15 protein-coding genes are annotated in these 12,481 nt (G+C 73.2%); 10 read left to right on the forward strand and 5 right to left on the reverse strand.

Annotated elements, in window-relative coordinates:
* Positions 1-46: 46 nt before the first annotated feature.
* The 4 genes from BMY19_RS10130 to BMY19_RS10145 are packed head-to-tail and all read left to right on the forward strand — an operon-like array spanning position 47 to position 3,230.
* Positions 47-1,465, forward strand: a complete 1,419-nt coding sequence (locus BMY19_RS10130; RefSeq protein ID WP_091676122.1) for a cytochrome ubiquinol oxidase subunit I — start codon at positions 47-49, stop codon at positions 1,463-1,465.
* Between the two features lie 7 nt (positions 1,466-1,472).
* Positions 1,473-2,480, forward strand: a complete 1,008-nt coding sequence (cydB, locus tag BMY19_RS10135) for a cytochrome d ubiquinol oxidase subunit II (protein WP_100251598.1) — start codon at positions 1,473-1,475, stop codon at positions 2,478-2,480.
* Positions 2,480-2,602: a DUF2474 family protein gene (locus BMY19_RS10140; RefSeq protein ID WP_012321840.1), complete on the forward strand. Its 123-nt coding sequence runs from the start codon at positions 2,480-2,482 to the stop codon at positions 2,600-2,602. Before cydB ends, BMY19_RS10140 begins: the two co-directional genes overlap by 1 nt.
* A gap of 49 nt (positions 2,603-2,651) precedes the next feature.
* Complete coding sequence (locus BMY19_RS10145; RefSeq protein ID WP_100251599.1) at positions 2,652-3,230, forward strand: GbsR/MarR family transcriptional regulator; 579 nt, start codon at positions 2,652-2,654, stop codon at positions 3,228-3,230.
* Between the two features lie 16 nt (positions 3,231-3,246).
* On the opposite strand, the gene BMY19_RS10150 is transcribed toward BMY19_RS10145, so the two are convergent.
* Together BMY19_RS10150 and BMY19_RS10155 are read right to left on the reverse strand one after the other, a co-directional pair.
* The gene (locus BMY19_RS10150; RefSeq protein WP_056522938.1) at positions 3,247-3,942 is read right to left on the reverse strand and encodes a GntR family transcriptional regulator; all 696 of its coding nucleotides are present in this window, start codon (positions 3,940-3,942) and stop codon (positions 3,247-3,249) included.
* Positions 3,943-4,214: 272 nt separating this feature from the next.
* The gene (locus BMY19_RS10155; protein WP_100251600.1) at positions 4,215-5,153 is read right to left on the reverse strand and encodes a LysR family transcriptional regulator; all 939 of its coding nucleotides are present in this window, start codon (positions 5,151-5,153) and stop codon (positions 4,215-4,217) included.
* A 119-nt stretch (positions 5,154-5,272) separates the two neighbouring features.
* On the opposite strand from BMY19_RS10155, the gene BMY19_RS10160 reads away from it, so the two are divergent.
* The 5 genes from BMY19_RS10160 (at position 5,273) to BMY19_RS10180 (ending at position 9,322) form a co-directional block, all read left to right on the forward strand.
* Positions 5,273-6,196: a ring-cleaving dioxygenase gene (locus tag BMY19_RS10160; protein WP_100251601.1), complete on the forward strand. Its 924-nt coding sequence runs from the start codon at positions 5,273-5,275 to the stop codon at positions 6,194-6,196.
* Positions 6,197-6,265: 69 nt separating this feature from the next.
* Positions 6,266-6,898 carry an alpha/beta hydrolase gene (locus BMY19_RS10165; protein WP_100251602.1) on the forward strand — a complete coding sequence of 211 codons (633 nt, stop codon included), beginning with the start codon at positions 6,266-6,268 and terminating at the stop codon, positions 6,896-6,898.
* Between the two features lie 34 nt (positions 6,899-6,932).
* On the forward strand, positions 6,933-7,343 hold the full coding sequence (locus tag BMY19_RS10170) for a DoxX family protein (protein ID WP_020090951.1): 411 nt from the start codon (positions 6,933-6,935) through the stop codon (positions 7,341-7,343).
* A gap of 66 nt (positions 7,344-7,409) precedes the next feature.
* The gene (locus BMY19_RS10175) at positions 7,410-8,231 is read left to right on the forward strand and encodes an alpha/beta fold hydrolase (protein WP_100251603.1); all 822 of its coding nucleotides are present in this window, start codon (positions 7,410-7,412) and stop codon (positions 8,229-8,231) included.
* A 113-nt stretch (positions 8,232-8,344) separates the two neighbouring features.
* A complete protein-coding gene (locus tag BMY19_RS10180) occupies positions 8,345-9,322 on the forward strand; it encodes a Gfo/Idh/MocA family protein (protein ID WP_100251604.1) in 978 nt (325 codons plus the stop codon).
* An 18-nt stretch (positions 9,323-9,340) separates the two neighbouring features.
* Here BMY19_RS10180 and BMY19_RS10185 read toward each other — a convergent pair whose 3' ends face one another.
* Genes BMY19_RS10185 through argJ form a run of 3 tightly spaced genes read right to left on the reverse strand, consistent with a single transcriptional unit; the run spans position 9,341 to position 11,756 of the window.
* Positions 9,341-9,793, reverse strand: coding sequence for a (deoxy)nucleoside triphosphate pyrophosphohydrolase (locus tag BMY19_RS10185; protein WP_020090948.1), 453 nt, complete (start codon positions 9,791-9,793; stop codon positions 9,341-9,343).
* Entirely contained in the window at positions 9,790-10,509 is a 720-nt protein-coding gene (locus BMY19_RS10190) for an SIMPL domain-containing protein (RefSeq protein WP_100251605.1), read from the reverse strand. Before BMY19_RS10190 ends, BMY19_RS10185 begins: the two co-directional genes overlap by 4 nt.
* Positions 10,506-11,756, reverse strand: coding sequence for a bifunctional glutamate N-acetyltransferase/amino-acid acetyltransferase ArgJ (gene argJ / locus BMY19_RS10195; RefSeq protein WP_100251606.1), 1,251 nt, complete (start codon positions 11,754-11,756; stop codon positions 10,506-10,508). Before argJ ends, BMY19_RS10190 begins: the two co-directional genes overlap by 4 nt.
* 230 nt (positions 11,757-11,986) lie before the next feature.
* Here argJ and BMY19_RS10200 point away from each other — a divergent pair, with 230 nt between their 5' ends.
* On the forward strand, positions 11,987-12,421 hold the full coding sequence (locus BMY19_RS10200) for a response regulator (RefSeq protein ID WP_020090945.1): 435 nt from the start codon (positions 11,987-11,989) through the stop codon (positions 12,419-12,421).
* Positions 12,422-12,481 lie beyond the last annotated feature (60 nt).

Below are 12,481 nucleotides of genomic sequence, written 5' to 3' on the forward strand. Positions count from 1 at the left end.
CTGAAATTGCTATACGCCGAGTCGCGCACAGAGCCGGAGGCACGACGTGCTCGCCAACCTCGATCCCTTGATCCTCGCCCGCATCCAGTTCGGGTTCACGGTCGCCTTCCACATCGTGTTCCCGGCTTTCTCGATCGGCCTCGCGAGCTTCCTCGCCGTTCTGGAAGGGCTCTGGCTCGCCACCGGGCGCCAGGTCTTCATGGATCTGTTCAAGTACTGGCTCAAAATCTTCGCCATCGCCTTCGCGATGGGCGTCGTGTCCGGCCTGGTGATGTCCTACCAGTTCGGTACGAACTGGTCGGTCTTCTCCGACAAGACCGGCCCGGTGCTGGGGCCGATGATGGCCTACGAGGTGCTCTCGGCCTTCTTCCTGGAGGCGGGCTTCCTCGGCGTGATGCTGTTCGGGATGCGCAAGGTCGGGCCGCGGCTGCACTTCGCGGCGACGCTGATGGTGGCGGTCGGGACCTGCTTCTCGGCGTTCTGGATCCTGGCGGTGAACTCGTGGATGCAGACGCCGGCGGGCTACGGCACGAATGCCGAGGGCCAGTTCGTGCCGCTGGACTGGTGGGCGATCGTGTTCAACCCGTCCTTCCCGTACCGCCTCGTGCACATGGTCCTGGCCGCCTACCTGACGACGGCCCTGGTGGTGGGCGCGGTCGGCGCGTGGCACCTGCTGCGCGACCGGGCCAACCCGGCCGCCCGGACGATGTTCTCGATGGCGATGTGGATGGCCGCCCTGGTCGCGCCGGTCCAGATCCTCGCGGGCGACGCGCACGGCCTCAACACGCTGGAGCACCAGCCCGCCAAGGTCATGGCCATGGAGGGGCACTTCCAGAGTCACCCGGACGGCGCGCCGCTGGTGCTGTTCGGCCTGCCCGACCAGGAGGCCGGCACCGTGCGCTACGCGGTCGAGATCCCGAAGCTGTCGTCGCTGGTGCTGAAGCACGCCCTCGACGCGCCCCTGAAGGGGCTCGACAGCCTGCCGCGGTCGGAATGGCCGCCCGTGCCGATCGTGTTCTGGTCGTTCCGCATCATGGTCGGCCTCGGGATGCTGATGCTGCTCCTGGGCGCGCTCAGCCTCCTCGCCCGCTGGCGCGGCACCCTCTACGCGTGGCGCCCCCTGCACCGCTTCGCGGTGGCTATGGGCCCGGCGGGCTTCGTGGCGGTGCTGGCCGGCTGGATCACCACTGAGGTCGGGCGCCAGCCCTACACGGTCTACGGACTGCTGCGCACGGCGCAGTCGGCCTCGCCGCTGCACGCGCCGGCGGTGGCGGCCTCGCTCACCGCCTTCGTGGTCATCTACTTCGCGGTCTTCGCCATGGGCACCGGCTACATGCTGCGCCTGATGGGCCAGCCCCCGCATGCCGGCGAGAGCGGGATCGAGCCCGGCGCGCCGATCCGGACGGCGGGCATCACGCCCGCCCCGGCGATCGATCCCGACCGCCACCTCCAGCCGGCCGAGTGAGGGACCCATGGCCTACAGCGTCGATCTCACGGTGGTCTGGGCGCTCGTGATCGCCTTCGCGGTCTTCGCCTACATCGTCATGGACGGCTTCGACCTCGGCATCGGCCTCCTGTTCCCGGTCCTGCCGCCGGGCGCGGAGCGCGACACCGCCATGAACTCGGTCGCGCCGGTCTGGGACGGCAACGAGACCTGGCTGGTGCTGGGCGGCGGCGGCCTGTTCGCCGTCTTCCCGCTGGCCTACGCGGTGATCCTGCCGGCGCTCTACGCGCCGATCATCGCGATGCTGCTCGGGCTGATCTTCCGCGGCGTCGCCTTCGAGTTCCGCTGGCGCGACCCCCGCCACCGCGCCGCCTGGGACGTGGCCTTCGCGGGCGGCTCGCTGGTGGCGGCCCTCGCCCAGGGCATCACGCTGGGCGCGCTCCTGCAAGGCATCGCGGTCGAGGGTCGGGCCTATGCCGGCGGCTGGTGGGACTGGCTCACGCCCTTCAGCGTCCTCGTCGGCGCGAGCCTGGTCGTCGCCTACGCGCTGCTCGGGGCGACGTGGCTGGTGATGCGCACCGAGGGCCTGCTCCAGCTGCGGGCCCGGCGCCTGGCCCTGCGCCTCACCGCGGCGACGGTGGCGGCCATCGCCCTCGTCAGCGCGGTGACGCCGTTCCTCCAGGGCCGCTACTACGAGCGCTGGCTGGCGATGCCGAACGTGCTCGTCACCGCGCAGGTGCCGCTGCTCGTGGCGCTCGCGGCCTACGCCCTGTGGCGCACCCTGCGGGGCGGCGCCGAGCGGGCGCCCTTCCTGATCGCGCTGGGGCTGTTCGCCCTGACCTTCCTGGGGCTCGGCATCAGCATCTTCCCCGACATCGTGCCGGGCCGGATCACGATCTGGCAGGCGGCCGCCCCCGAGGCGAGCCAGATCTTCCTGCTGGCCGGCGCGTCGGTTTTGATCCCGATCATACTGGCCTACACCGCGTACGCGTACTGGGTCTTCCGCGGCAAGGTCGACGCGCACGGATATCACTGATGGCACCCGCAGCAGCACAGCCCCTCTGGAAGCGCCTCGCGTGGTTCGCGGGGCTCTGGGCCTCCAGCATCGTCGGCCTCGGCTTCGTCGCGACGGTCCTGCGGTATTGGCTCAAGAGCTGATAGACCGGGGCGGCGCCCGCCCGATTATTGCCCGCGTCGGATCCCTGCCGTGCAACTGCCCCCGCTCGTCCAGACCTTCGTGCTGCATTTCGGCGAGATGGGCTCGCGCTGGGGCATCAACCGGACCGTGGGGCAGATCTACGCCCTGCTGTTCGTGGCCGAGCGGCCCCTCAACGCCGACGAGATCGTCGAGCGGCTCGGGGTGTCGCGCTCCAACGTCAGCATGGGCCTGAAGGAGCTCCAGGCCTGGAACCTCGTCCGACTCCAGCACCGGCCCGGCGACCGGCGCGACTACTTCACGACGCCCGAGGACATCTGGCAGATCGTCCGCACGCTGGTCGAGGAGCGCAAGAAGCGCGAGGTCGACCCGACCTTGACCCTCCTGCGCGAGCTCCTGATGCAGGAGCCGGCGACCGAGGAGGAGCGGCACGCCCAGGCGCGCCTGCGGGAGATGCACGACCTCTTCGAGCTGTTCGCCGGCTGGTACGCGGACGTGCGCCGCCTCGACACCGAGCGCCTCGTCCAGCTCCTGACGCTCGGCTCGAAGGTCCAGAAGGTCCTGGAGATGAAGGATCGCCTGACCCGCCTGCCGGGCCGGATCGGCGGCCGGTCGGCCAAGCCGGACTGAGCCGCCTCGCGACCGATCAGGCCTCGGCGAGCGCCCCCCGATAGAGGGCGATGAGCGAGGCGCCGACATGCTCGATGTGGCGCCGCAGGCACGCGGCCGCCGCCTCGAACGCGCGGTCCTCGCACAGGGCCAGGATCTGCGCGTGCTCGCTGACCGCGCGGGTCGCGTCCTCGGAGGTCGCGATCTGCAGCCGCGTCGGCCGCTCGCAATCCTGCAGCAGCGCGGAGACGATCGCCAGCGACCGCGGCCGGCCGGCGTGCCGGATCAGGTCGAGGTGGAAGCGGCTGTTCAGGTCGCCCCACCGGAGGACCTGACCGGTCTCCAGCGCCGCGCCGTACTCCTTCGAGAGCGCGTCGAGATCGCGGATGTCGTCAGGGGTCAGGTGCGGGGCCGAGAGCAGGAGCAGTTCCGGCTCGAGCTGGACGCGCAGCTGGAAGATGTCCTCGACCTCCTGCAGCGAGAGGCCCGTCACGACCGCCCCGCGGTGCGGCACGATCCGCACGAGCTTGCTGGCTTCCAGCTGCAGCAGGGCCTCGCGCACCGGGATCCGGCTGATCCCGAACTCCTCCGCCAGGGCGTCCTGGCGGAGCTGCACTCCCGGCGGCAGTTCACCGTTCAGGATCTGCTCGCGGAGCGAGTCCGCCACGGCCGCCGCCACAGTCTTGTGCCGCAACCGGTCGGGTGCGGGGCGTCCGGGAATCAAAGGGGACATCGACGCCTCAACAGAATCGTATACATGTATACAAGGCGCCTTACTGACCGGAAAATGCGCCGCTGTCCAATGCCAGATTGTCCTGGATAAACCTGAAGTTTGCTTGGCCGAGATTCCCGGCCGAGCGGCAAGTCTCGGCCGTTCTCCGACAGATGCACCCGCAAGGAGCAGGCCGTCTTCGGAGGCACGGTGCTCGCCGGTAACGCACGTTCGCGTAGACGGCATTGATCCAGGTGAATGACGTGCCTGGATCGCGCGCGCCGGCGCGGGACTCACCGGTCCGCCGCGTGGCCTCGCGGCGGCGGCGCGGCCCAGGGCGCCTGGCCGAGGGTCTGGGCGAGATGGGCGATCAGCGCCGTCACCCGCGCCGGCCGCGGATCGCCCGGCGGCGTGACGAGGTGCAGGGCGATCGGCGGCGGCGACCAGGCCGGCAGCACCCGCTCGAGGCGCCCGGCTTCGAGGTCGTCCCAGATCATGAAGTCGGGCTGCAGGGCGAGTCCGAGGCCGGCCCGCAGCGCCGGCGCCAGCGCCTCGGCGTTGTTCGCCCGGAGCTGGCCCGCCGGCACCACGACGGCCTCCGCGCCGCTCCCGTCCACGAATCGCCAGCGGTCGGGTGTCGGCAGGTAGGCGTAGCCGAGGCAGGTGTGGCGGACGAGGTCGTCCGGGTGCTCGGGCCGGCCGTGCCGGTCGAGATAGGCGGGGGTGGCGACCAGCGAGCGGCGGACGTCGCAGAGCCGGCGCGCGCGCAGGGAGGAATCCGGCAGGGCCGCGATGCGCAGCCCGATGTCGAACCCGCCGCCGACGAGGTCGACGACCGCGTCCGACAGGTGGAGATCCACCGAGACGGCCGGGTACTCCCGGAGGAAGGCCGGCAGGATCGGGGCCACGTGCATCACCCCGAAGGTCATCGGCGCCGCGAGCCGCACCAGCCCGCGCGGCTCCGCGGCGCCCGCCGTCGCCAGCGCCTCCGCGGCCTCGCCCTCGGCGAGGATGCGCGCGGCACCGTCCTTGGCGGCCTGCCCGGCCTCGGTGAGGGCGAGCTTCCGCGACGTGCGGTTGAACAGGCGGGCGCCGATCCGCAGTTCGAGCCGGCTCACCGCCTTCGAGACCGTGGCCTTCGACAGGCCCAGTTCCGCGGCGGCGCGGCCGAAGGAGCCGGTCTCCACCACCTTGGCGAACACGGCCCAGGCCTCGAAATCGGGCAGTCTCATCGATCAGATCCGGAAACGATAGGTTTCCACCGTTTCTATTTTCGCCGCCCATGGCAAGGGGCACATTCCCGTCATCGCAACAGGCCGCCCGCCGCGGCCTTCCGTCGGGAGACATCGCCATGGTTCAGACCGGCCTCCACCACGTCACGGCCTTCTCCGGGCCGGCCCTGCGCAACCTCGACTTCCACACCCGAATCCTCGGGCTGCGTCTGGTGAAGAAGACCGTCAATTTCGACGATCCGGGCACCTACCACCTGTACTACGGCGACGCGGCCGGGCGGCCCGGCACGATCCTGACCTTCTTCCCCGTCGAGCACGCCGCGCCGGGCCGGGTCGGGATCGGCGAGACCCAGGAGACGGCCTTCCGGGTTCCCCGCGCCTCCATCGGCTGGTGGACCCACCGGCTCATCGAGAAGGGCGTGGCCCACGAGCCGCTGGTCCAGGTCTTCGGCGCGCCGACGCTGCGCTTCCGCGACCCGGACGGCATGATGCTCGCGCTGGTGGGCGTCGATGTCGGCGACGCGGAGGGCTGGGCGTCGAGCGAGGTGCCGGCCGAGCACGCGATCCGCGGCCTGCACGGCGTCACGCTCCTCCTCGACAGGGCCGAGGCGACCGCCGCGATCCTCACGGAGGTGCTCGGGCTGGAGGAGGTCGGCCGCGAGGGCAACCTGATCCGCTTCGCGGGCAGCGCCGAGCTCGGCGGTCTCGTCACCCTGCGGGCCGTCGGCGGGTTCCTGCCCGGCCGCCCGGGGGCGGGCTCGGTCCACCACATCGCGTTCCGGGCGGCGGACGACGCCGCGCAGGCCGCGATGGGCCGGGCGCTCGCGACGCGGGGGCTCCACGTCACCGAGCAGCGCGACCGGCAGTACTTCCGCTCGATCTACTTCCGCGAGCCCGGCGGCGTGCTGTTCGAGATCGCCACCGACGAGCCCGGCTTCGCGGTCGACGAGCCGATCGAGGCCCTCGGCCAGGCCCTCAAGCTCCCCGCCGGCCTGGAGCCGCGCCGGGCCGAGATCGAGGCCGTGCTGCCCAAGGTCGCCTGATCCGCGACCTCCACGCCCGCCCCGCGCCCGCGCGGGGCGGGACCTCCCCCCGTCACCCGTGAGGCCACCATGACCCAGGACACCGCCGGCTTCATCCACCGCTTCGAGCCCGGTCCCGACACCGCCCGTCCGCTGCTGCTCCTGCACGGGACCGGCGGCGACGAGACCGACCTCCTGCCCCTCGGCCGCACGGTCGCGCCGGAGGCCGCCCTGCTGGCGCCCCGCGGCGCCGTCAGCGAGAACGGCATGCCGCGCTTCTTCCGGCGCCTGGCGGAGGGCGTCTTCGACGAGGCGGACCTGCGCCGCCGCACCGGCGACCTCGCGGCCTTCGTGGCGGCCGCCCGGACGCGGTACGGGCTCGGGGCGCCGGTGGCGCTGGGCTTCTCGAACGGCGCCAACATCGCAGCCTCGCTGCTTCTGCTCCGGCCGGAGACCCTGGCGGGCGCGGTCCTGATCCGCCCGATGGTGCCGTTCGCCGAGCCCCCGGCCGCGGATCTCGCCGGCCGGCCGGTCCTGATCCTCTCCGGGGCGATGGACCCGATCGTGCCCGCCGAGAACGCGCGGTGCCTCGCGCAGCAGCTCACCGCGGCCGGAGCCCGCGTCGAGCACCGGATCCTGCCGACGGGTCACGGCCTGTCGCAGGCCGATATCGGCCTGGCGCTGAACTGGCTTCGCGGCCTCACACTTCCCGAAGCGGCCTGAGCCGGCCGCGCACGACAGGACGGAGCGTTCGACGATGCCCCCGATCTATTCTTCCAGCGCGACCGCCCTGCTGCCGGTGACCGGCCGGGTCCTGATGAGCGCGATCTTCCTCGTGAGCGGCGCCGGCAAGCTCGCGGCCCCGGCCGCGACGCTCGCCACCATCGAGGCCGCCCACCTGCCGCTGCCGCCGCTCGCCTACGCGGCGGCGACCTCCGTGGAGGTCGTCGGCGGGCTGCTGCTCGTCGCCGGCTACCGCACGCGGCTGGTCGCCCTGGCCCTCGCGCTCTTCGCGGTGGCCACCGCGGTGACCTTCCACGCGGCCCTCGGCGACCAGAACCAGATGTTCCACTTCCTGAAGAACCTCGCCATGGCCGGCGGCTTGCTTCAGGTCGCGGCCTTCGGGGCCGGCCCGCTCAGCCTCGACGCGCGGCAGGGCCGGGCCTGACCGGTCCGTCGGTCCGCGCGACCCCTGCTTCTCGCCCTCTGCCTTCTCGACCCTCGGGAGACCACGATGCCCTACTTCACCGCGCAGGACGGCACCCAGATCTACTACAAGGACTGGGGCGCCGGGCAGCCGGTGGTCTTCAGCCACGGCTGGCCGCTCAACGGCGACGCCTGGGAGGACCAGATGCTGTTCCTCGCGGAGCGCGGGTTCCGGGTCATCGCCCATGACCGGCGCGGGCACGGTCGCTCCGGGCAGCCCTGGTCGGGCAACGACATGGACACCTTCGCGGACGACCTCGCCGGGCTGATCGCCCATCTCGACCTGCGCGACGCGGTGCTGGTCGGCCACTCCACCGGCGGCGGCGAGGTCGCCCGCACCATCGGGCGGCACGGGACGGCGCGCATCGCCAAGGCGGTGCTGGTCGGGGCCGTGACGCCCCAGATGGTCCGGACCGACGCGAATCCGGGCGGCCTGCCCCGGGACGTGTTCGACGGCATCCGGGACTCGGTCCTGCGCGACCGATCCCAGTTCTTCAAGGACCTGAGTGGCCCGTTCTACGGCGCGAACCGTGCCGGCGCCGCGGTCAGCGAAGGCCTGCGGGACACGTTCTGGATGCAGGGCATGATGGCGGGCCTGCGGAACGTGCACGCCTGCGTGGCGGCCTTCTCGGAGACCGACTTCACCGAGGACCTGAAGCGCATCGACGTGCCGACCCTGCTCGTGCACGGCGACGACGACCAGATCGTGCCGATCGACGCCGCCGCGCGCGCCGCCGTCAAGCTCGTGCCGGGCGCCGTGCTGAAGGAGTATCCGGGCGCCCCGCACGGGCTGGCCGCCACCCACAAGGACCGGCTCAACGCCGACCTGCTCGCCTTCATCCACGGCTGAGATCCCGGGTCGCGTTGACCGGCGGCCTTCCCCACGCCGGTTCGGGCTCCTAAAGCCTGCGACGGGCCGCGCCCCGCGGCCCGTCAGACGCCAGAAGCCGCACGGATCCCCGCATGCCGACCTCCGACGCACCGCTCACCATCGGGATCATCGGCGCGGGAATCATGGCCGAGCGCCTGCTCGGCGCGATCCACGGGGCGACGGACTCGCCCGTGCGGGTCGCGGCGATCTGGGATCCGGCCCCGGCGGCCCTGGACCGGATCGGCGCGGCCTTCCCGGCGGTGCCGCGGGTGGCCGATTCCGCCGCCGTCGTGGCGGCGAGCGACTGCGTCTACGTCGCCTCGCCGCCCGCCTCGCATCTCGGCTACGCCCGCGCCGCCCTGGCGGCCGGCCGGAGCGTCTTCTGCGAGAAGCCGCTGGCCATCGATCGCGCCGATGCCCGCGCCTTCGTGGCGGAGGCGAGGGGCGCGGGCGCGGTCAATTTCCCGTTCGCCTCGTCGCCGGGCGTGGCGACGATCGAGCGCTGGATCGCGGCCGGCGCGGTCGGCACGCCACGGGCGCTCACCGTCGCGGTGGCGTTCGCCCGCTGGCCCCGGCCCTGGCAGGCCGACGCCGCCCGCTGGCTCGACGCGCGGGGCGAGGGCGGCTTCACCCGCGAGGTGGTCTCGCACTTCCTGTTCCTGGCCCGCCGCCAGCTCGGCCCGCTCGCCGGGCTCGCCGGACGGATCGCCTTCCCGGAACCGGGCCGGTCCGAGCGCGCGATCGACATGACGCTCACGGCGGGCGGGATCCCCGTCACCCTGACAGGCCGGGTCGGGGGCGTCGCGGCCGACGACCACAACACGTGGACGCTGGAGGGCGACGCGGGCGCCGTCCGGCTGCGCGACTGGGCCATCGCCGAGCGGCGGGGCGCCGACGGGCGCTTCGAGCCGGAGCCCGACGCGATCCCGAACGAGAAGCTGCGGCCGATCACGCTCCGGCGCCAGCTCGAGGGCGTCGTCCGCATGGCGCGCGGCGAGCCCCACCACCTCGCCACCTTCGCGGAGGCGCTCGACGTGCAGGAGGTCGTCGAGTCGATCCTGACCCTGTGAGGGTGGCCCGCGACGGGGTCAGGAATCCAGCAGGTCGATCAGGAACGGGATCAGCGGCGCGTCGGCGGGCGGCATCGCGAGGTCGCGCAGGGCCTTGGGGCGCACCCACTTGAGCGCCTGCCCCTCCATCGACCGCGGCGTCCCCGTCCAGCGCCGGCAGATGTAGAGCGGCATCAGCAGGTGGAAGTCCGGGTAGGCGTGGCTCGCGAAGGTCAGCGGCGCGAGGCAGGGCTCCTCGACCCGGATGCCGAGCTCCTCCGCCAGCTCGCGGATCAGCGTCTGCTCGGGGCGCTCGCCGGGCTCGACCTTGCCGCCTGGGAACTCCCACAGGCCGGCGAGCTGCTTGCCCGCCGGGCGCTCGCTCACGAGGACGCGGCCGTCGACGTCGACGAGGGCGACGGCGACCACGAGGAGCAGGCGCAGGGGCGCGGCAGCGGGGGCGCCGTCGGGGGCGTTCTCGGGCGCGCTCACTGCGCCACCGCGAAGGTGGCCGAGACCTCGGAGGACATCGGGATCGTGCCCGCCTCCAGCGGCACCCGCCGTCCTTTGGCCGCCATCGGCGCCGCCCGGGCCATCTCCAGCGCCGGGCGGTACGGCGTGCCGGCCGCGGTTGTGCTCAGCGTGCAGAGCGGGCCGAGCTTGGCGCCGACCGCCTCCGCGAGGGCCTCGGCGCGGCTCCGCGCGTCCCGGGTCGCCGCCACCTGGAGGGCCGCCTCGCTCTTGTCCGGGTCGCGCAGCCCGAAGCTCACGCCGTCGATGCGGTTGGCGCCGGATTCGAGGGCCTGCCGGAGCAGGTCGCCGAGGCGGTCCATGTCGGCGAGCCGGACGGTGACGAGGTTGCTGGCGCGGTAGCCGTCGGGCTCCTCGGTGACGGCGCCCCCCGGCCGGGCGACGGTGCGGGTCGCGGTCTGCAGGGTGACGGCGGCCGTGCCGAGATCGGCGGGCGGGACCCCGAGGGCGCGGGCCTGCGCCGAGACCCCGGCCACCGCCTCCGAGGCCGCGTCGAGGGCGGCCGCCGCACTCGCGCCGCGCGCCTCGATGCCGATCGTCACCTCGGCGAAGTCCGGCGCCCGCGTCTCCGACGCGCGCCCGACGACGCTGATGTGGCGCTTGCACGCCGCGTCGTCGGCCCGCGCCGCGGTCGCCAGGCTCAGGACGAGGAGGGCGCCGGACAGGACCGCCCTCACGAGCGGTAATCCCCGTTGATCTCGACGTAGGCCTTGGTCAGGTCGCAGGTCCAGACGCGGGCCGTGCCGTCGCCCAGGCCGAGATCGACCCGGACCGTGATCTCCGGCGCGCGCATCACGGCGCTCGCCGCCGCCTCGCTGTAATCGGGGTCGCGGGCGCCCTGGACCGCCACCCGCACGTCGCCGAACCAGATCGCGAGCCGGTCGCGGTCGGCGGGCTCGCCGGCCTTGCCCACGGCCATCACCACGCGGCCCCAGTTGGCGTCCTCGCCGGCCACCGCGGTCTTCACCAGCGGCGAGTTGGCGATCGACATCGCGATGCGGTGCGCGGAGGCGTCGCTCTCGGCGCCGGTGACCCGCACGGTGACGAACTTGCGCGCGCCCTCGCCGTCCTTGGCGACGAGCTGGGCCAGCTCCACCAGCAGGCCGTCGAGCGCTTCCCGGAAGCCGGCGAGCCGCGGGTCGGCGGGATCGCTGATCGCCGGGTTGCCGGCCCTGGCGGTGGCGAACAGCATCAGCGTGTCGGAGGTGGAGGTGTCGCCGTCCACGGTCACGCAGTTGAAGCTCGTCTTCGTCCCGGCCGAGAGGAGCGCCTGCAGCACGTCCTGCGGCAGGGCCGCGTCGGTGAAGACGAAGGACAGCATCGTCGCCATGTCGGGGGCGATCATGCCGGCGCCCTTGGCGATGCCGTTGATCGTCACGCGCACGCCGCCGATCTCGGCCGTGCGGGTGGCGAGCTTCGGGAAGGTGTCGGTGGTCATGATCGCCCGGGCCGCCGCGGTCCAGGCGGCCGGCCCGTCCTCGGCGCGGGCCGCGCAGTCCGCCAGCACGCCCGCGAACCGCTCCGCCGGGAGCGGCTCGCCGATCACGCCGGTCGAGGCGACGTAGACCTCGCGCGCGCCGCAGCCCGCCGCCTCCGCGGCGATCTCGACGGTGCGCGCCACCGCGTCGCGCCCGAGCCGGCCCGTGAAGGCGTTGGCGTTGCCGGAATTGACCACGAGCGCCCGCGCCGACCCGTCGGCCAGGGCGTCGCGGCACCAATCCACCGGCGCCGAGGGACACTTCGACCGGGTGAACACCCCCGCTGCCCGGGTCCCGGCCTCCAGCGCCACGTAGAGCACGTCGGTGCGGCCGCTGTAGCGGATCCCCGCCTGGGCGGTCGCGATTCGCACGCCCGGCAGGGGCGGCAGATCGGGCATCGCGGTGGGCGCCAGCGGGGAGACGGGAGGGGCTTTCGCGGACGACATCGGCTCGGGCTCCGGCAGCGCGCGGCTCAGGTCCCGCGGCGGCCCGGTGTTGCCCGCGCGACCCCGCCGGCGTCAACTCCGTGCCCAGCCTATGATCAGGCCGCCGGAGTGCTTCGCCTTTGTGCAACGGAGGCGCCGAATGCGGCGCGATGACGGCGCCGGGCTTGCGTGTGGATTGCATCCCAGCTTAGCATGCTGCATCGCAAAGCCAGCGCGAAGTCGAGTGCGGAATGCCCCCAGCCGACGACGAGACTGCCTCGAGCAGCCTTCCCCAGGGCAGCTGCTACCGGATCCAGGTTCTGGTCGTCGGCCGCCACAAGCGCTGGCGCGACGAGGTCTCGGCCCAGGTCCGGATGCTGGGCTACCAGGTCACCGCCTGCGACCGCGGCGTCGATGCCATGACGGTGCTGGCCCTGGGCCTGCCGGTGGACGTGCTGGTGGTCGATACCGCGCTCCAGGGCGGCCTGTGCTGCGCGCAGCTGGCCGTCGAGGCCCGGGCCCTGCGCCCGGCCCTGCGCATCATCCTCGCCAGCGACCCGGTCGACGCCATGGGGCCGGAGGCGTCGGTCCGCGTGCCCGACGCGCTGCTGGTCCCGCGCGACCAGTTCCAGAACGGGATGATCGCCACGACCATGCGCGAGGCGCTGGCGAGCCGCGCCGCCTGAACTCCGGCGCGAGGCCTGATCGACCCGGACGGCCCGCGAGCCGAGGGTCTGCGCGACCCG

Source organism: Methylobacterium sp. UNC300MFChir4.1, from assembly GCF_900110155.1.
GTDB lineage: Bacteria > Pseudomonadota > Alphaproteobacteria > Rhizobiales > Beijerinckiaceae > Methylobacterium.

Excerpts from the sequence above, each read along its gene's own strand:
- BMY19_RS10180 (WP_100251604.1), top strand. The coding sequence starts at position 8,345 with ATGCCGACCTCCGACGCACCGCTCACCATCGGGATCATCGGCGCGGGA.
- BMY19_RS10160 (WP_100251601.1), top strand. The coding sequence starts at position 5,273 with ATGGTTCAGACCGGCCTCCACCACGTCACGGCCTTCTCCGGGCCGGCC.
- BMY19_RS10155 (WP_100251600.1), bottom strand. The coding sequence starts at position 5,153 with ATGAGACTGCCCGATTTCGAGGCCTGGGCCGTGTTCGCCAAGGTGGTG.
- cydB (WP_100251598.1), top strand. The coding sequence starts at position 1,473 with ATGGCCTACAGCGTCGATCTCACGGTGGTCTGGGCGCTCGTGATCGCC.
- BMY19_RS10150 (WP_056522938.1), bottom strand. The coding sequence starts at position 3,942 with ATGTCCCCTTTGATTCCCGGACGCCCCGCACCCGACCGGTTGCGGCAC.
- BMY19_RS10175 (WP_100251603.1), top strand. The coding sequence starts at position 7,410 with ATGCCCTACTTCACCGCGCAGGACGGCACCCAGATCTACTACAAGGAC.
- BMY19_RS10140 (WP_012321840.1), top strand. The coding sequence starts at position 2,480 with ATGGCACCCGCAGCAGCACAGCCCCTCTGGAAGCGCCTCGCGTGGTTC.
- BMY19_RS10165 (WP_100251602.1), top strand. The coding sequence starts at position 6,266 with ATGACCCAGGACACCGCCGGCTTCATCCACCGCTTCGAGCCCGGTCCC.
- BMY19_RS10170 (WP_020090951.1), top strand. The coding sequence starts at position 6,933 with ATGCCCCCGATCTATTCTTCCAGCGCGACCGCCCTGCTGCCGGTGACC.
- BMY19_RS10200 (WP_020090945.1), top strand. The coding sequence starts at position 11,987 with ATGCCCCCAGCCGACGACGAGACTGCCTCGAGCAGCCTTCCCCAGGGC.
- argJ (WP_100251606.1), bottom strand. The coding sequence starts at position 11,756 with ATGTCGTCCGCGAAAGCCCCTCCCGTCTCCCCGCTGGCGCCCACCGCG.